This window comes from Cellvibrio sp. ARAG 10.3, from assembly GCF_051846955.1.
In the GTDB taxonomy this organism is placed as follows: Bacteria; Pseudomonadota; Gammaproteobacteria; order Pseudomonadales; family Cellvibrionaceae; genus Cellvibrio.
This window is the reverse complement of the sequence record NZ_JBPYCU010000015.1, coordinates 22,086-40,796: the sequence shown is the minus strand read 5'-3', so window position 1 is coordinate 40,796 and position 18,711 is coordinate 22,086. Positions and strand designations below refer to the sequence as shown.

The following is an 18,711-nucleotide window of genomic DNA, read 5'->3' as shown; positions in this document are numbered from 1 at the left end:
TTGCGGATCAGCGGAACAGGTATTTCAGCTCCAGCCACATACTGCGGGACTCCAGCGGGTAATCATCGGCGATGGTACCATTGCTGGGCTCGCGCGCATCTTCATCGGTCAAATTGCGCATGGCAATGGAAAGGTCCAGATTCGGTAAAATATTTTTGCGACGCAAGGTCAGGTTCAATAGCGCGTAATCATCAATAGCCGGTCGCTCATCTCCCGCTGCTCGCTGACGGTCACCTACCCAATAAATTTGACTGTTGAGTGCCCACTCTGGTCTGAATTCCCAATTAGCCCCCAGTTTAAATTGCTGCCCTGGCGCGTCCGCCACCGCCAAACCGGTTTGTGCATCTTTGGCATCTTGCCAGGAATAATTACCGTTCAGGCGCAGGCTGGGGATGGGTTGCCAGCTCGCCTCCCATTCAAAGCCATTGCCGTCCTGGTCGCGCGCATTTTGTGCGGTACTGGTTGTGGCATCCATGTCAGGAATAAATTCAATCATGTCTTTGGCTTGATAGGTGAACAGTGTCAGTGTTGTCTGGAAGTTCGCGTTCAAACGATAATTAAATGATAGCTCCAATGTATCAATGTGTTCCGGATCGAGATCCTGATTGCCGAGTGAGACGGGATTATTTTTGAAACGCTGCTCGGAAAAAGAGGGCGCGCGAAATGCGCTGCCGTATAGCAACTTGGTGGTCAAATTATCATTCGTGGCCCAGACAAGTGCGACACGTGGATTGGTGGTGCCACCAAAATCAGAATAATTGTCATAACGAACGCCGGCTGTCAGCGTGAGCGTGGAGATAAGTTGCCATTCATCCTGTACAGAAATGTAATGGATCGTGCGTGAGCTATCTTCCAGATACACAAAGGGTGAATCGCTCACATCGGTGAGTGTGCCATCGACAACGCTGGACGAACCATCGATAACACCGGGGCCGTAATTTTTACTTTCGTGAGATTTCAGCGCTTGTCGCCGCGTGCCCACGGCGAGACGCAGCCGATGAGAGTCCCAACCGTTGTACATGGAAACAAGGTCAAATTGCGTGTCTTCAGCCCGTTGTCCTGGATTTCCGAGAAGGCCATCAGGAAAATAAACTGTTCCTGCGGGTTCAGTAAAATTTAAATTGCCGTCGCTGCCAATAGGTAATATCGAACCTTTGGGCATAAGGTTGAAGCGAGCCTGAAGATCATAATACAGGTAGCTAAAGCGAAGGCTGTGATCCCACACATCACTGTCATCATTAAGCCGATAGGTGATATCCGCCATCCACAATTCGCTGTCATCCTCTCCTTCGTAATCGAGGGCTTGTGCGGCGCCTGCACCTATTCCGGCATCCCTGGAGATCCAGCTCCACAGATTAAACTGCAGGGCTTCGCTGTTGATCGCCAAATGCGTGTCGAGAAGTTGATAACGCGTTGATAAGGGGCCGGGAGCCAGGGACGCATCGGTACCAAACAGGGTATCGAGAGAAGACTGTAGATCGGTATTTATACGACGGTCGCTGTCGCCGTCACTTTCCTGATAGGCGACATTCAACGCAATTCCCCAATCATTCCATGATGCTGCGCTTTGTAACCAGAAATCGCTGCTGTTGAATGATCCATGACGCACACCAATTTCGGTTCCGTTGATGGCTGCTGCATCTTTGGTAATGACATTAATAACACCGGCATAGGCATCAGCCCCATAGATCGCCGAGCCTGGGCCGCGAATAACTTCAATGCGTGCGATGCTGGCAACCGGAAGGCGAAACAATGACGGTCGTCCTCCCTGCAGACTGGACTGCACCGGTACCCCATTCATCAACAACAAAACTTGTGGATTAAATCCGGTGTGAATGCCGCGAATAGAGTAGACGGAATCGAGACGGCTGAGTGTGGAAAGCGAAACGTGCAAGCCCGGTACGGCTTCGAGTACTTCGTTAAGGTTGCGGGCACCCATGGCTTCAATTTCGGCCGCGTAAATAACGGAAGCGGTGGCCGGTGCTTTATCCAAAGGGGTGCTGTTCCCCGTGGCGATGGAGATTTCGACCTGGCCTAATTCCGCCAGAGACAGATTGTAAATATCGTTCGGTGCCGTTTCGCCGGATTGCGCCATGGCCGCCGCAGAGACCATGAGTGACAGCAATGTCGGGACGAACACGCGAACATAAGGTGACATCATAATGACAACCTATTCATAAGGTGCCCCTAAGCACACAGAAAAACAGCCTGTGCAGAATGCAACGGATGATTTTACGAGAATGACGATCTGTTGTTATTGCGCACATCAGCCCCGGCAATCGAGGTGAGTCAGTGCAGCGAAAATCTTATGATCAACACCATCTTATGTTCATAGAAGGTAAAGATAGTTGACCCGGCCGGGAAAGCCAAGTTTGTTCTATGGGTTTATGAATTTTCGGATGGAGAGCTATTAAAAAACGATCAGGTTTTAGGCACCAGGCGTTGAATGGCGAGCTTGAGTGTTTCGCGGCGAATGGGTTTGGTTAAATAATCCTCTGCCTGATGTTTGTGCACTTGTTTGCGTTCATCCATGATCGAGATGATGATGACCGGAATGTCCTGCAGGTCGGCATCGGCCTTGATACTTTCAAAGAGCATCCAGCCATGTTGGTCCGGCAGCAACAGGTCCAGTGTAATCACATCGGGTTTGATGGTCTGCAATAAACGCAGGCCTGTCTCGGCATCGTGGGCGGTATGCACCAGAAAACCTTCCGACTGCATGGTGCGCGCCATGATATCCAGGAACGCCGGGTCGTCATCAATCATCACAATGTGCTGGCCGTTGCTGGCAATATCAGAATCATGAATAGCCACATCGGCATTGGCATCTACACCGGGTCCGCCAAACGCCGGGGGTAATTCGATGGGTAAGGGCAGATCCACAATAAATGTCGCCCCGCGGCCCAATTCACTTTCCACCTCAATGCTGCCGCCCATCATCTCGCACAATTGGCGGGTAATCGAAAGTCCAAGGCCACTGCCTTGAAATTTGCGTGTTGTGCCACTGTCCGCTTGCCTGAAGGGTTCAAAAATTTGCTGCTGCTGTTCTGCTGACAGGCCAATACCGGTGTCGGCAACGCTGATATAAATGCGATTGGGTTGGTGCAGGGCTTTGATGGTAACTGTGCCTTTTGGCGAAAATTTACTCGCATTACCCAATAAATTAATCAGTATGTGCAGTATTTTTTCCGGATCGGCCATGGGTAAGAAGCTGCCGTCATCAACATCGATATTCAATTGAATGGCATTTTTTTCCAGAAGTGGTGCTACTACGCTTACCGCCTCGTCCACCAGGCTGGAGAGTTTCACTTCGGTCAGGTCAAGTTCCATTCTGCCGGACTCAATCTTCGCCAGGTCCAGCACCCCGTTGATCAGTTTTAGCAGGCGTTCGCTGTTGCTGATGACGCGCGTCAGATCATTGATGTGGTTTTCATCGTCGGCCAGCTTTAATTCTTCGATCACCACCTCGGTGTAACCAATGATGGCTTGCAGTGGTGTGCGCAGTTCATGGCTCATCAGCGACAAGAATTCGCTCTTCGCCTGGCTGGCGTCCTCCGCCTTGCGTTTGGCGATGGCCAGGCGGTCTTTTGCGATCTGTAAATCTTTACTGTGCTCCGCCAGCCGTTGATTGTCGCGGCGCTTGATGGTGTAGCCAATCAGGATGGTGATGATCAACAGCACACCCAGACTCACCAGCCCCCATAAATAGGTCAAGGCTGTTTTTTGCGCGTCGACTTTTTCATCGAGACCGGCGATAGCCTGGCGTTGTGTCAGTATTTCATCTTCCTGGGACTTGATGGTGGTGTTGAGTTCGGCAAGTCGTTTTTCGCGGCGATCAATTTGTTGCACGATGGCATCCAGCTGCTGCTGTTGCTTATCCAGCTCCTGGGTCCGCTGTTCGACTTCTTCCAGTAAGCGGAGGCGTTCCTGTTTGCTTTGCTCAATCTGGTCAAGCTGGTTTTGTATCAACAGATTTTGATCCGCAATCAGTGCATCACTTTTCTGGATGCTCTGATTGAGCGTCGCAAGTTGTGTTTCAAGGCGCTGGTTTTTGGCTTCCTGAGCGTCAATCGCGGTGCTCAATTCGTTCAGTGTTTTTTCACGATTCTGTAGTTGTCTTTGCAGCGCGACCAGAGACGCCTGCCCCTCGCGATATAGCCGGGCCACATCAATCTCGGTGCCGCCGTTGAGTATCAACTCCGGCAAGGGCTGCAAGCCGTGGTTGATGATGTTTGAGCGGTTTACCTCGAAACGCAGCCGATCATTGTCAGTGATCAGGTTGATCATCACCAGTTGTTTGTTAGGGTATTCGGCTGTCACCAACAGCACCGGCTGGCCGCCGAGCGCATCGTAGATGTCCGACACCATATTGTTGTTCGCTTGTTCTACATAAACCAGATGAAAACGTGACAAGGAATTGACAGTGGTGGCCTGGGTAACGGTAATGGGAAGATTTCTCAGCTTGACGCTGGCAGCCATGGTACGGATTTCATTGAGTAGCTGCGGATTGTCACTGCCGTAAAACCCGATGTTGAATGATGCCATCGATTTTTCGTCGGGCCATTCAATATTCTTGGCGAAGTTGTAGAGGTAGGATGCAGTGATTTTATGTTTGTTCAGAGCTTGTGCCTGGGAGGCGGAAGAAAAACAGCATAGTAATAACAGCGCAAGCCAGCACCACGGGCGGGACGGCTTTTTTATCTCCGGGGTGACCCGAATAATGGTGTGTATAGGTTGTTGTTTCATCAACGTGCAATCAGGGGGCTGGTTGACCACATCCTTGATACAATTTTAAACGATGCTCACAGCATAGCCGGCCGATAAGGATTTTAATAGCGCAACGGACATTGATACCTGACATATTATGCTCCCCTGAACCTCTGATACTCGTGGGTGTCCATCTTCCTGCAACGGGATTCTATTTATAAACGCGATAACAGGAGATTAGTATGAGCGTCGAAGTCAGTGGTTTTTTAGGTTTTATATTACTGGTTTGCGTGATCTACGCGATTGTGAAAACTTTGCAGAGTCGCGCCAGCACGGGTACGAAAGTCATCTGGATTCTGGTGTTGTTATTCCTGCCCTTCCTTGGATTTATCTTGTGGCTATTCTTCGGGCCCAAGTAACCCCTCACTGTTGAATATCACCGTCAGGGCTCTCTGATTCCGGAGAGCCCTGAGCAATTTCGTCAGTTTATCTGCTCTACTTCTGTCGTCTGCCAACCGCAGGTTATGCGTCCAGTGTCGGTTCAACACCGGATTTGTGCATGACGGCTGCGTGTATTTCTTCCAGCCTGCGTCCGCGGGTATCGATACCGTTTTGCAGTAACAAGCCACCAAAAAGAATGAGTGGAAGGGCGATGAGTAACGCGGAGATCGCCAGGTCATTGAATAGCCCCAGGACACCGCATGCGGCACCGAGGATGCCGCCAAATTTGGAACTGGCGGCGACCAGTCCTGCGCCGGTGCCTCGCAAATGGACAGGATAAATCTCGGCAGCATAGGGAATGAGCATGGCAATCACTCCGCTGGCGCTGATGAGTAGTAGTGCGGTCGCCACGATGATGGCAGTGTGGGCATTGACCTTTAGCAGCCCCAGTACCAAAAATAACAGCAAGCTGGCTGCCGTCATTCCGATAAACAGCACCAGGGTCTTGATGCTACTCCAGTGATGATAAAGCCAGATCACCATCAGAATACCGGGCAATGCCAGCAGGCCAGATTGCGCGAGAAGGCCATTGGCGGCTTCAGCGCTCATGCCCATGTCGCGCAAATTGGTCGGCAACCACAGTAAAAATCCGAAATTCACCAGACCCCAGGCAACCCCGGCACCGACAAGTCCCAGTGTAATGCGCGCATAGGGGCCGCGAATCATGTCGCGAAAACTGCCGGCATGCTGGACTTCAGCGGCTGTCGCTTGGTCACCGGACTCTTGGTCAATATGGGCATTGAACTTTGCCAGAATAGTCCGAGCTTGCCGTTTCAGGCCGGCGCTGGCCAGAAAACGGGGTGATTCGGGAATATAGCGATTAAGGAATATCACCAACAGGCCCGTCGGCAATCCCAGCATCCACAGCACGCGCCAACTGAACAAGGGTTCAAGCACTGCCGCAGAGCCGGACGCCAGGAGATAGCCCGCAGAAGTTCCCACGCCGCCGAGCGCCACCAGTAACCAGCCGCGGTGAGCCGCCGGAATCATCTCGGCCATCAGGGTAAAGGTGATGGGCAGCAAACCACCGGCGGAAGCGCCCATCAGAAAACACATAATCAGGTTCCACTCAAAGGTCGGCATCGCGCCACAAATAGCGGTGCCGATAAACATAAGCGCTGATAACAGGATGGCCGCGCGGCGTCCCATGGTATCGGCCAATCGTCCCCAGATGATCGAGCCAACCGTTGTGCCGGTGAGTGCCACCAGCGCCAGTGTGCCGGCGGACTGTTTGCTGATCTCATACTCCAGCGTCATGCCCGGCATAACAAACCCAAGGGTGGCTGGCTTCATCACATCGACCGCGACGGCGACCACCAGTGCAATCACCAGCTTCCAATGCTCCCGATTGAGCGGCATGTTATCTGCCACATGGAAATGAATAGTGCTCTGATCATCGTGGCGCAACTGGGCCAGGCGCGGCATCAAACCGTACCAGGCCAGCAGTACGCCCAGCGGAATCAACCCCATACCCGTCAGCATGGTGGCGTCCATTGGCATACCCGCCATGCGATAACCCATGTGGGAAGCGTGCATGAACATGGGGATATGAGCGAGTACGCCAGCGGTAATAAAGATGCAACCAAACCAGAACGCGAACGGATGATGGAAGGAGATACCTTGGGAATTCATGCTGCCTGAACCTGTAGATAATCATTGTTATCGTGCTACAGAGCGTGTTCTACCCGGCGCATAAAACGATGACAATCGAAAAGCCATAAATTTTGGCTATAGGAATTGCAGAAAAAAAACCACCGCACCCGTTGAGGCAGGTGCAGTGGCAAGAAAGTTACCATGGCTGACATGGGTAACTTGATTGGAATTCGGGGATGATAAAAGTGGTTGGGGTGATCCGCGCGGTTGATAGAGTCGAGGCGGAGAGTCTTTTTTGCCTGTTTTACCCGATAGTTAAAAAGCTCGATTAACTAATGCAATTTAAAAACAGCGTCCTTGCTGATGAGTCCATAAACCGATGATCAATATAGGCGACGATGATTGAGGCCTTGCGTTGCCGCTTGCCTCGCAATGGCAATAGGTGTTCTATTGATTGGCTGCCAATGGCGTCACGTTATCCGTTTCCTTGTTTCCTGTAGCTCCCGCAGATTTCAAGCCGGCGTTGATCATGCCCTTGGGTTGAGTATCTGCTTCGAAGGGTTCGAGCAACTCTTCCGGTTTACCCTTGCAGGCTTTGGCTAGCTGTTCGCGGCGCTGGGCGAGCAACAGCCCGATAGCTTCGCTGTGCTGATCGCTGATACCGGGAATTTCGCGCTCAATCAAACTGGTAATATTGGCGGCCAGTTCCAGATACTTGTCGTGTTCTTCGGCTTGTTTCTTATCTTCAAACATACTTCCGTCCCGATCGCATTGCCAAACGGCGATAACTGCCATGATCTTACCCTCGTGTTTTTACCTGTATTTCAACAATAGTAAACAGCGCATCTCGATACTGTTTTTATATACAGTATTCGTGCGCCGAAAGAATGTCAACGATTAAATGAGGCATAGTGCGGCCTGAATGTCAGGCTGTATCTCCCTGATAGAAGCATGGATAATGGCGCCCCTTAATCTGAGTCCTCAAGGAAATTCATCTTGTCCGATCAAGCGTCAACTCCCATCAAGCCCCGCACCGGTATGCTGCGTTCCAGTGTGGTCACCGGGTCTATGACGATGATGTCGCGGGTGCTGGGGCTGGTGCGCGATCAGGTGTTGGCTCATGTGCTCGGTGCAGGGGGCGCGGCGGACGCATTTTTTCTGGCGTTCAAGATTCCGAATTTCTTCCGGCGGTTATTTTCCGAAGGCGCTTTTTCCCAAGCCTTTGTCCCGGTCCTGTCGGAGTATCGCCAAAACGGGCCCCATGCAGCGGTGCAGGCCTTGGTGGACCGGGTTGCCGGTTGCCTCGGGTCGGTATTGTTGTTGGTGACGGTATTGGCGGTGATCGGCTCGCCCGTTGTGGCTGCCATCTTTGCGTCAGGTTATTTAAACGATCCGCTTAAATTTACCTTACTGAGCGACCTGATCCGCATTACGTTTCCTTATTTGCTATTGATTTCCCTGACGGGTTTTGCGGGCGCGGTGCTTAACAGCTACGACCGCTTTGCGGTGCCTGCCTTTACCCCGGTGCTCCTGAATATTTGCATGATCGGTGCAGCGTGGTTTGCCGCGCCCTGGTTTTCCCAGCCGGTGTTCGCCTTGGCTTGGGGGGTATTGGTGGCGGGAATTTTGTCGTTGCTGTTCCAACTACCTTTCCTGCGCCGCATTCATTTGCTACCAGTGCCCAGGCTGGATTGGCAGGATCCGGGCGTCAAGCGCATCCTGACGTTGATGGTACCAGCGCTTTTTGGTGTCTCGGTCAGCCAGATTAATCTGATGCTCGACTCCATCCTTGCATCGTTTTTGCCCGACGGTAGCGTGGGCTGGCTGTTCTATTCAGATCGTCTGGTGGAATTGCCTTTGGGGGTATTCGCCATCGCGGTGGCGACGGTGATCATGCCCAATCTATCGCGCCAGCATGCCGCGCAATCGGGTGAGCATTTCAATCGCACCCTGGACTGGGCGATCCGGATGATCGTGCTGATTGCATTGCCCTCCTTGCTCGCCCTGGTGATCCTGGCGCAGCCGATTCTGTTTACCCTGTTTCACCACGGCCAGATGACGGTGCGCGATATCCTGATGTCTTCCTATAGTCTGCAAGCCTACGCCCTGGGATTGCTCGGCTTTATGCTCATCAAGGTGCTGGCTCCGGGCTATTTTGCGCGTCAGGATATGAAAACGCCGGTGCGGATTGGCATCATTGCCGTCTTTGCCAACATCGGCATGAAAGCCCTGTTTGTCGCCCCCCTTTACTTCCTTTTCAATCTGGGGCACGTCGGACTGGCTTTGGCGACCGCCCTGGCGGCTTATGTCAACGCTGGTTTGTTGTATCGCGGCTTGCGTCGCAGCGGCGTTTATCAGCCGGAGCGGGGCTGGGGAAGGTTGATGATGCGTTATGGCACAGCCAATCTGATGATGGTGTTGGCACTGCTCGGTTTGTTGCAGGTCTGGAGCGACTGGGCAACCTGGGATTGGCTCCAGCGTGCCATGCGGCTGGGGGCGCTATGTGGAGCCGGGTTCATGGTCTACGTGATTACGCTGGCAGTGGTTGGTGTACGCCTAAAAGACTTCCGCAACCTGTAAGGCGGGGCGAGATGCCCAATGGGGGCGGGGTAGGCTGGCATTGCCTGCTCCTGTATACTCCCGCGTTCGTTTTAATACCCAATCGAGGCAATGTAGCAGTCTGTGACTCCGGCGCCCCCTGTATTTATTCGTGGCCTGCATAACCTGCGCCCCTGGCATCGGGGCTGCGTCGCCACAATCGGCTCTTTCGACGGCGTCCACCTCGGTCATCAGGCGATTTTGCTCCAGTTGGCGCAGGCTGCCGAAGCGCATCAGTTGCCCTCGGTGGTGATCATATTTGAGCCCCAGCCCCACGAATTTTTTTCTGGCGATAAAGCGCCAGCACGGCTGATGCGTCTGCGGGAAAAAATCCAGGCATTGTTTGCCGCCGGTGTCAGCCGCATATTGTGCATCGAGTTCAACGAATCCTTGCGCAATTTATCAGCGCAGGCGTTTATTGATCAGGTGTTGGTCAGCGGACTGGCTATCAGGCATTTGGTGGTGGGGGACGACTTTCGGTTTGGCTGTGATCGCAAGGGGGATTTCAGCCTTTTACAAACGGAAGGTGCCAGGCACGGCTTTACCGTGAGTGACACCTGTACGCTGCTGTTGCACGGTGAGCGTGTCAGTAGTACCCGTATTCGCCATTTGTTGGAACTGGGTGATTTTGCCCGGGCCGAAGAACTCCTGGGCCGGCCTTATAGCATTACCGGACGGGTAGGTTATGGCCAGCAACTGGGCCGCAAGCTGGGGGTGCCGACGGCGAATATTCACCTGTGGCGTTACCGTTCGCCGCTGCACGGCGTATTTGCAGTGACGGCCAGATTCAAGCAGGGTGATGTACATCGGGGTGTAGCCAACGTGGGGGTGCGCCCGACGGTGAGTGGCGACAAAAAGCCTATCCTGGAAGTGCACTTGTTTGATTTCGCTACAGCAATTTACGGCACCATGATAGAAGTGGTGTTTCATCAAAAGTTGCGCGATGAACAACGCTTTCCATCACTGGAAGCCTTGCAGGCACAGTTGCAGCAGGATATTAAACACTCGCAGGATTTTTTTAACTCTCAAACGTTAAGTTGACCGTGGATCATGACTGATTACAAAGCGACATTGAATTTGCCCAACACCGACTTCGCCATGAAGGCGAACCTGGCCCAGCGTGAGCCCGAGATGCTCAAACAATGGCAAAGCAACAATATTTATCAGCAAATTCGCCAAGCTCGCGCCGGTCGTGAACAATTTATCCTACACGACGGTCCACCCTACGCTAATGGCGATATTCATATTGGTCACGCGGTTAATAAAATTCTTAAAGACATTATTATCAAGAGTCGTACCTTGAGCGGCTTTGACGCACCTTATGTGCCGGGCTGGGATTGCCACGGACTGCCGATTGAACACAATGTGGAGAAAAAACTCGGCAAAGCCGGCGATAAAGTGGATGTAAAAACATTTCGCGCAAAATGTCGTGAATACGCCGCCAAGCAAGTGGCTGGACAGAAGCAGGATTTTATTCGCCTGGGCGTATTGGGTGATTGGGATAATCCCTACTTGACGATGGATTATAAGTTCGAAGCCGACATCATCCGCGCCTTGGGCAAGATTGCTGAAAACGGTCATTTGCATAAAGGATTCAAGCCAGTTTACTGGAGCGTCGTGGGCGGTTCTGCGCTGGCGGAAGCGGAAGTTGAATATCAGGAAAAAACCTCTTTCTCCATCGACGTAAAATTTGCCTTTATCGACCAGGCGGCGGTTGAAAATGCTCTGGGTAAATTGACCGGGCGCGGGCAGATTTCGCTCGTTATCTGGACGACCACGCCCTGGACGCTCCCGGCCAACCAAGCCGTCAGTGCCAACGCAGAAGTGGATTATGTAGCGGTTCAGGTGGGCGAAGAGCGCCTGCTGATCGCTGAAAATTTATTGCTCAGTGTCATGGGCCGGGCAGGCATCGCGGATTTTAAAGTGGTGGGTTATTGCAAAGGTGCTGTGCTGGAAAACCTGCAAGTCCAACATCCATTCTATGACCGACAAGTGCCCGTTATTCTGGGCGATCACGTCACCACGGAAGCGGGTACCGGCTTCGTACATACAGCACCTGATCACGGTGCTGACGACTTTGCAGTCGGTTTGAAGTACGACATCGGCACGCTCAATTATATTGACGATAATGGTTATTACCGCCCCACTGTGGCGATTTTTGCTGGCGACCATGTTTACAAGGTTGATGAAAAAGTTATCGATCTGTTAAAGGAAAAAAATGCACTGCTGGCGCAAGGCAAGATCACGCACAGCTTTCCGCATTGCTGGCGAACCAAGACGCCGTTGATCTTCCGTGCAACACCGCAATGGTTTGTTAGCATGAGTAAAAACCATCTGCGTGAACAGGTTGCCCATGCGGTGGATGATGTGCGCTGGGTGCCGGATTGGGGCAAGGCACGCATTGATGCCATGTTGGCCAGCTCGCCGGATTGGTGCATCTCGCGGCAGCGTACCTGGGGAGTTCCCATTGCGTTGTTTGTGAATAAGGAAACCCAGGAACTGCACCCGGAAACACCGCGCCTGATCGAAGCCGTCGCGCAAAAGGTGGAGCAGAATGGAATGGATGCCTGGTTTGACCTGGACGCTGCGGAATTGCTCGGCGCCGATGCTGAACACTACGCAAAAGTGACTGATACCCTGGACGTCTGGTTCGATTCGGGCGTAACGCATTACGCCGTGCTGGCGCAACGCGCCGGATTGCGATTCCCGGCGGATTTATATCTTGAAGGTTCAGATCAACATCGCGGTTGGTTCCAGTCATCATTGAAAACCTCCATGGCGATCAATGGTGTGCCGCCGTATAAAACTGTCCTCACGCATGGCTTTACCGTGGATGCTCAAGGGCGCAAGATGTCCAAATCCATCGGTAATGTGATTCCTCCACAAAAAGTCATGAATGACCTGGGCGCTGATGTGTTGCGTCTGTGGGTGGCGGCGACCGACTTCAGCACCGAGATGAGTGTCTCGGATGAAATTCTAAAACGCACAGCGGATTCGTACCGTCGTATCCGTAACACCGCGCGTTTTATCCTGTCGAATTTAAACGGCTTTGATCCCTCAATTCATGCGCTGGATATGCAGCAGATGCTGCAGCTGGACCGCTGGATTGTCGGTCGCACGGCTGCGCTGCAGCAAGACATCATTAAGGCCTACGACAATTACCAGTTGCACTTGATCTATCAGAAATTGCATAACTTCTGTGTTGTGGAATTGGGTGCGTTTTATCTCGACATTATCAAGGATCGCCAGTACACCACCAAAGCTGACAGCCTTGCGCGTCGCTCAGCACAAACGGCGTTGCATTACATCATTGAAGCAATGGTGCGCTGGATTACACCCATCCTCAGTTTTACCGCTGAAGAAATGTGGCCATTGATTCCGGGGCAGCGCGATCAAACAGTATTTGTGGCCGAGTGGTACAAGCTGCCGACGATGCCTGCAGACTCCTTCGCCGATAGCTACTGGGATTTGATCGCGCAGGTTAAAGATGAAGTCAATAAAGTATTGGAGGCCAAGCGCAACAGTGGTGAGGTTGGCGGCGGACTGGGTACAGAAGTGACTTTGTATTGCGATAGCGAATTGCAACCGAAACTACAGGCATTGGGTGATGAGCTGCGCTTTGTCCTGATCACCTCAACCGCCGAAGTGCGTCCCGCTGCTGAAGCAAATCATGCGGAACCGACGGCGCTGAAAGGTTTACGTGTTGCGGTTAAAAAATCTGCGCATGTCAAATGTGCGCGCTGCTGGCATCATCGTGCCGATGTTGGTGCAAATGCCGCGCATCCGGAAATTTGTCTGCGTTGTGTTGAAAATGTGAACGGTGAGGGCGAGCAGCGTCAATATGCCTGATCTGTTAATGTGTTAATGATGCGCCGCGCTAATTCATGAGGTTATTAGAGAGAAAGTCATGCTGAATAAAGTTCCTGCTCAAGCTTGGCGTTGGTATGGTCTGGCACTCCTGGTAATTGTGCTGGATCAAATCAGCAAACACTGGGTCGAAGCGGTATTGACGTATAACGAGCCGGTTGTATTTACCTCGTTTTTTAACTTTACCTTGCGTTACAACCCAGGCGCAGCGTTCAGCTTCCTAAGCGACGCCGGTGGCTGGCAACGATGGTTTTTTACTGTTGTGGCGATTGTCGTCAGTGCATTACTGGTGGTGTGGATTGCGCGCGTTGCTGCGACCAAAAGACTGGAAGCCTTCGGCTTGACCATGATCCTCGGTGGCGCTATTGGCAATGTCTATGATCGTATCGTGCTCGGTCACGTCGTTGATTTTATTGTGGTGCATTATCAGGATTATTATTGGCCCGCTTTTAATCTGGCAGACTCTGCCATTACCTTAGGCGCCATCCTGTTGATTGCCGATATGATTTTCACCAAGGAAAAGCCAGCCAATGCGTGAATTAACCGTCGGACCCGGTACAAAAGTGACCCTGCATTTTTCGCTGACGCTCGCGAATGGCGATGTGATCGATTCCAATTTTGAACGCGATCCGGCCACTTTTACCGTGGGTGACGGCAGCTTATTGATAGGGTTTGAAAAAGCGATCTTCGGTATGCAGGAAGGTGATCGCGAAACATTTTTGATCAAGCCGGAAGAAGGGTTCGGTCAGCGTAACCCTAACAATATCCAGGAAATCGCGCGTGATCAGTTCAGTGAAGATATTGAGTTAAGTGAAGGGCTAATGCTGTCATTCGCTGACGCCCAGAAAACCGAATTGCCCGGGGTGGTACAACGTTTTGACGATGAGCGGGTAATTGTTGACTTTAATCATCCGCTGGCGGGGCGCGACATCCTGTTTGATGTGGCTATCTTGCGTATAGAACCTGCACAGGTACATTGACACTATGCAAATTAAACTTGCCAACCCGCGCGGCTTTTGTGCCGGTGTTGATCGCGCCATCGACATCGTGAATCGTGCACTCGATGTATTTGGAGCGCCGATTTATGTGCGTCATGAAGTAGTGCATAACAAATTTGTTGTGGATTCGCTCCGCGAACGTGGGGCTGTATTTGTCGATGAGCTGGATCAGGTGCCGGATGATGTCATTGTCATCTTTAGCGCCCATGGTGTTTCCCAGGCCGTGCAGCAAGAAGCAAAGCGGCGTAGCTTGCAGGTGTTTGATGCAACCTGTCCGCTGGTGACCAAGGTCCATATGGAAGTGATGCGTTACAGCCGCGAGGGTCGCGAGTGCATTTTGATTGGCCACGCAGGCCATCCGGAAGTCGAAGGCACGATGGGGCAATACGACAACAGTAATGGGGGTGAAATTTATCTCGTTGAAGACGAAGAAGACGTTGCCCTGCTTCAGGTGAAAAACCCTGAGGCGCTGGCTTATGTTACACAGACTACTCTGTCCATGGATGATACGGCCAAGGTTATCGATGCGCTGCGCGAAAAATTCCCCAGCATTCAGGGGCCACGCAAAAATGATATCTGCTATGCCACCACCAACCGCCAGGATGCCGTGCGCCAGTTGGCTCTGGAGTGTGACCTGGTGTTGGTGGTTGGATCGCCCACCAGTTCCAACTCTAATCGTCTGCGCGAATTGGCGGAGCGGTGCGGTACAGAGGCTTATCTCATTGACGGTCCGGATGATATTCGTAGCGAATGGTTGCAAGGCAAAACAAGTATTGGCATCACCGCCGGCGCATCCGCCCCAGAGGTCCTGGTTCAACAAGTGATTGAAAGGCTCTGCACTCATGGAGCCACCGCACCGCAAGAACTTCCGGGGATTCCTGAAAATATCAGTTTTTCGTTGCCTAAAGCGTTGCGTATTCAGGATGCCGGATGAAGCTCGTGCGGTGCTTTGGAGCTGAATGGCGTATTCGCTCGGCTGTGTTCCATACCTGTCTGTGCATCATCCATTAAAAGCTACACAGGCGTCAGCTGATATCGATTCGACACGCATTCTGCCGCTACGCGCGAGCACCAGCTGAAATCCGTCCCCATCGCTCTCGGGGCAAACGCGCAGCGTCCCGGCCTGAAAGCTGCCGCCGTTGGCGCGGCCGACTTTCCTGCTTTCGCCGGTGCCGATGAAGGAAATGTAATCCCGAACTGGACCGTTGGAATACACCTTTACTCCTTCCGGCTGTGCTCCTTCAAAGATAAGTGCCTCCTCGCCATCACGTATTCCGTTATTGTTTGTATCAATAAAAAGCTCCCATCCGTCCCCCCAGCTTCCCTTGTGCATCAGGGTTGCGCGTTGATTCTGGCTGACGGCGAGCGTACGGGCGTGCTGAGCTGACTGGAGCAGATCCTGTAAAGCAGCTTGGGTGCGGGTATTTTGAATCTGATGTGAGAGGCTTGGCACACCTATTGTGAGAAGTAATACCAAAATCAGGAGGGTAACTAATAACTCAAAAAGCGTAAAACCACGAGCCGTCATAAGACAATCATCCTTGAAAAAACAGTAGGTTACGAGACACTTAAACAGCAGCCTATCCACAACCCGTGGTCGCCCTGCCGTTCATTCATCCCTGTTGACCGCGTATCGTTGAAACTGCTCTACATCAGGCAGCTTGTGATAGCGTGGGCCAATATAAACATCGAAGAACCATGCGTCCAGCCTTTTTCAGCAGGTTCTATGACTGATTCTGCATAAATTGGTGACAGGTTTATTCGTTTGTTCTTGTGCGAATGGGTATAGTGGCGCAATTAAAAAAACTAGGTTCCAGACTTTAGGTGAATAGAGTTTATGTATAAATATCAAAAGGCATTTACCCTAATAGAACTCATGGTGACGGTTACTATTGCCGCTATCGTGCTTGGTATAGCCATCCCCAGCTTCAACACTCAAATTCAGAATAGCCGCTCTGTTGCACTAGGAGAAGAGTTGGCGTCAGCGTTCAATTTTGCTCGCAGTGAAGCGGTTAAGAGAGGCCAGAGGGTTTCTATATGTGCGAGCAGTGACGGTGCTGCCTGTGGTGGTGGCTGGAATGATGGATGGATAGTTTTTCTTGACGGTGCAAACACGGATAATGCAGCAGCTGTTGTGGTTAACAATGTATTGCGTTACTGGGATGACATCGATAATCAGGCGGTAGTAACTGTCAGCAATAACAAAACGTTCGTGCGTTTCACGGGTTTGGGTGCGTTAGGACGAGTTGATAATAATTTCATTACAGTTTCCGCACGTTTTCAAAAATGTGTAAACAACAATGCCAATACCATAACCATTGGCTTATCTGGCATCGTTAATACCGAGCGAGACGCTTGCCCGGCTGGAGGAAACTAATGAAAATTCAAAAGCAGCAGGGGATAGGTTTAATTGAGGTTATGGTAACGGTTTTAATTCTAGCAACCTCTCTTTTAGCAATGGCTGCGCTTCAAAGTAGATCATTGCAGCACAATCACAGCGCATTCTTACGCTCGCAGGCAAATATTATTGCATACGACATTATCGACCGTATTCGAATTTTAAGTCCGATCGCTCCAGGTGCTTTGGTCATCCCCTCTGACGATGACCTGGATGAGATGGCTAGTTCATTGCCGGAAGGAGATGCTGACGTTAACAACTGTCCGGGCCGTGTGTGTACAGTGACAGTTAGCTGGGCGGAGCAGGATGCCATGGACGAAGAAACTGGCTTGTCTACATTTACCTATACGATTCGTTTGTAAGAGGACTGCTACACATGCGTAAGCAGCAAGGGTTATCTTTAATTGAGCTAATGATTTCTATCACAATAGGAATTATTTTGATGACTGGTGTTGTTCAGATGTTTATTACCAGCCGCATTTCTTTTTCTACCCAGCAAGGTATTTCTCGTATTCAGGAGACTGGTAGGTTTGCTATTGAGTTTTTATCGAGAGATATTCGTATGGCGGGTTACCTGGGTTGTACTGACCGTTCAAATCCTCAGATAGCGAATACTTTGAATTCGGCAAACGGTTTTTATTACCGAATGGACGTGGGCATTGAAGGCTATACAGCGGCGCCGCCGGCATCCAATTTAAATCCTGCCCCCTTAGCCAATACCGATGTGCTCGTGATTAGAAGTGCCAATGGAAATAATGCTGCAGTTGCGCAGAATAATAGTGCTGCTCAATTATTTATAACGGATACAGGAGCTGTTGCTAATGCATGTCCAGGAAACACAACAAGTTATAGTGGTATATGTGATGGGGATATCTTGATTGTGTCAGATTGCGTTAAAGCTAGAATCTTTCAGGCAACAAATGTACAGGATGCGGGACTGGTCATTAATATTGCTCACGCCGCCGCTGGAACACCCGGTAATGCAATGGTTTCCTGGGGGGCGGCGGCGAATCCTGATCCGATATTTGGTCCAGGCGCTGAGGTTCTGACGGTAAATAATATCGTCTACTACATAGCTGCCAGTAATGTATCCCAGGAGCCCTCTTTGTATCAAAAAATCAACAATGATGCACCTCTTGAGTTGCTGGAGGGGGTGGAGGACATGCACCTGACATACAGTCGTAGCAACTCCCCATCAGTTTTTCAGGATGCAGCAACGCTACCCGCCGCCGCTTGGACTGATACAGAAAATCCGGTGGTTAGTGTGAGAATAGAGCTGCTAGTTCGTAGCGTTCAGGATAATGTATTGGATCAACCGCAGTCGTTTATATTTCCAACTGGGACTCCAGAAAGAATGCCTGATCCGTTGGATCGTCGCATGCGACAAGTTTTTGTGAATACAGTTGGTATTCGCAGCAGGCTTCCTTAAAGAGAAAGACATACGTGGAGCGGTGTATGCGCAATAAACAGAGCACTTACGTAATTTATCCTAGGGCTGAGACGGGGGCAGTATTAATCGTCGGCTTAATTATGTTGTTGTTAATTACAGTAGTTGGCTTGGCTTCAATTCGAGGCAGCGGTATGCAAGAGTTGATGGCGGGGAATATGCGAGATCGCAATATCGCTTTCCAGACTACCGAGTCGGGGCTGCGATTGGCAGAGAGCACTGTGGATGGTTTGGTGGGGAATCCGTTTTCAGGAAATGGTTTGTGGGAGGACCTGAATGTTCCCGGAGCTCCGCGCACTCCTGTTAGCACTTGGCAGGCTGAGCAATGGCTGGCGGTAAATAACAATGTTGTTAACGCATTGGAAACCAATGCGCCCGGCTTGGTGAACAATCCAAGGTATGTCATAGAAAAAATGTCGCTTCCTATAGGTGAGGTGGCTGCGGCTGACGGCAGTGCTATAGGAATAGGTAGTATTAATCAGGGGAACCAGGTGCCTGAGCCGGATTATTTCCGTGTTACCAGTCGAGCCCTGGGGGGTACTGATACCACCGAAGTTGTTCTTCAGTCGACCTACAAAACGTACTTCATCGATTAATATCAG

16 protein-coding genes are annotated in these 18,711 nt (G+C 51.3%); 11 read left to right on the top strand and 5 right to left on the bottom strand.

Annotated features, from left to right (window positions below; genetic code table 11):
* Positions 1-7 precede the first annotated feature (7 nt).
* Together ACSV5M_RS16705 and ACSV5M_RS16700 are read right to left on the bottom strand one after the other, a co-directional pair.
* The gene (locus ACSV5M_RS16705) at positions 8-2,161 is read right to left on the bottom strand and encodes a TonB-dependent receptor plug domain-containing protein (RefSeq protein ID WP_439177515.1); all 2,154 of its coding nucleotides are present in this window, start codon (positions 2,159-2,161) and stop codon (positions 8-10) included.
* Positions 2,162-2,421: 260 nt separating this feature from the next.
* Entirely contained in the window at positions 2,422-4,746 is a 2,325-nt protein-coding gene (locus ACSV5M_RS16700) for a YfiR/HmsC family protein (RefSeq protein ID WP_439177514.1), read from the bottom strand.
* Positions 4,747-4,949: 203 nt separating this feature from the next.
* Here ACSV5M_RS16700 and ACSV5M_RS16695 point away from each other — a divergent pair, with 203 nt between their 5' ends.
* Positions 4,950-5,126 (top strand): PLDc N-terminal domain-containing protein, encoded by a 177-nt coding sequence (locus ACSV5M_RS16695; protein WP_439177513.1) that lies wholly within the window; start codon positions 4,950-4,952, stop codon positions 5,124-5,126.
* 103 nt (positions 5,127-5,229) lie between these two features.
* Here ACSV5M_RS16695 and ACSV5M_RS16690 read toward each other — a convergent pair whose 3' ends face one another.
* Together ACSV5M_RS16690 and ACSV5M_RS16685 are read right to left on the bottom strand one after the other, a co-directional pair.
* Complete coding sequence (locus ACSV5M_RS16690; RefSeq protein ID WP_439177512.1) at positions 5,230-6,840, bottom strand: MFS transporter; 1,611 nt, start codon at positions 6,838-6,840, stop codon at positions 5,230-5,232.
* A 408-nt stretch (positions 6,841-7,248) separates the two neighbouring features.
* On the bottom strand, positions 7,249-7,554 hold the full coding sequence (locus ACSV5M_RS16685; protein WP_439177510.1) for a YebG family protein: 306 nt from the start codon (positions 7,552-7,554) through the stop codon (positions 7,249-7,251).
* Positions 7,555-7,839: 285 nt separating this feature from the next.
* Between ACSV5M_RS16685 and murJ the strand changes: the two genes are divergently transcribed.
* The 6 genes from murJ to ispH all read left to right on the top strand — a co-directional run bounded on the left by murJ (position 7,840) and on the right by ispH (position 15,198).
* Positions 7,840-9,381, top strand: coding sequence for a murein biosynthesis integral membrane protein MurJ (murJ, locus tag ACSV5M_RS16680; protein WP_439177612.1), 1,542 nt, complete (start codon positions 7,840-7,842; stop codon positions 9,379-9,381).
* A 102-nt stretch (positions 9,382-9,483) separates the two neighbouring features.
* Complete coding sequence (gene ribF / locus ACSV5M_RS16675) at positions 9,484-10,440, top strand: bifunctional riboflavin kinase/FAD synthetase (protein ID WP_439177509.1); 957 nt, start codon at positions 9,484-9,486, stop codon at positions 10,438-10,440.
* Between the two features lie 9 nt (positions 10,441-10,449).
* Complete coding sequence (gene ileS, locus ACSV5M_RS16670; RefSeq protein ID WP_439177507.1) at positions 10,450-13,248, top strand: isoleucine--tRNA ligase; 2,799 nt, start codon at positions 10,450-10,452, stop codon at positions 13,246-13,248.
* A gap of 58 nt (positions 13,249-13,306) precedes the next feature.
* Positions 13,307-13,804: a signal peptidase II gene (lspA, locus tag ACSV5M_RS16665; protein WP_439177506.1), complete on the top strand. Its 498-nt coding sequence runs from the start codon at positions 13,307-13,309 to the stop codon at positions 13,802-13,804.
* Positions 13,797-14,246, top strand: a complete 450-nt coding sequence (locus ACSV5M_RS16660; protein ID WP_439177505.1) for an FKBP-type peptidyl-prolyl cis-trans isomerase — start codon at positions 13,797-13,799, stop codon at positions 14,244-14,246. Before lspA ends, ACSV5M_RS16660 begins: the two co-directional genes overlap by 8 nt.
* A gap of 4 nt (positions 14,247-14,250) precedes the next feature.
* Entirely contained in the window at positions 14,251-15,198 is a 948-nt protein-coding gene (gene ispH / locus ACSV5M_RS16655) for a 4-hydroxy-3-methylbut-2-enyl diphosphate reductase (protein ID WP_439177504.1), read from the top strand.
* A gap of 66 nt (positions 15,199-15,264) precedes the next feature.
* Here the strand turns inward: ispH and ACSV5M_RS16650 are convergent, their stop codons facing one another.
* Entirely contained in the window at positions 15,265-15,792 is a 528-nt protein-coding gene (locus ACSV5M_RS16650) for a GspH/FimT family pseudopilin (RefSeq protein ID WP_439177502.1), read from the bottom strand.
* A gap of 309 nt (positions 15,793-16,101) precedes the next feature.
* Here ACSV5M_RS16650 and ACSV5M_RS16645 point away from each other — a divergent pair, with 309 nt between their 5' ends.
* The 4 genes from ACSV5M_RS16645 to ACSV5M_RS16630 are packed head-to-tail and all read left to right on the top strand — an operon-like array spanning position 16,102 to position 18,705.
* The gene (locus ACSV5M_RS16645) at positions 16,102-16,641 is read left to right on the top strand and encodes a GspH/FimT family pseudopilin (protein ID WP_439177501.1); all 540 of its coding nucleotides are present in this window, start codon (positions 16,102-16,104) and stop codon (positions 16,639-16,641) included.
* A complete protein-coding gene (gene pilV / locus ACSV5M_RS16640) occupies positions 16,641-17,024 on the top strand; it encodes a type IV pilus modification protein PilV (protein ID WP_439177500.1) in 384 nt (127 codons plus the stop codon). The genes ACSV5M_RS16645 and pilV overlap by 1 nt, the downstream gene beginning before the upstream one ends.
* Before the next feature lie 14 nt (positions 17,025-17,038).
* Entirely contained in the window at positions 17,039-18,091 is a 1,053-nt protein-coding gene (locus ACSV5M_RS16635; RefSeq protein WP_439177499.1) for a PilW family protein, read from the top strand.
* A 26-nt stretch (positions 18,092-18,117) separates the two neighbouring features.
* On the top strand, positions 18,118-18,705 hold the full coding sequence (locus ACSV5M_RS16630; RefSeq protein WP_439177497.1) for a pilus assembly PilX family protein: 588 nt from the start codon (positions 18,118-18,120) through the stop codon (positions 18,703-18,705).
* The last annotated feature ends 6 nt before the right edge of the window (positions 18,706-18,711 follow it).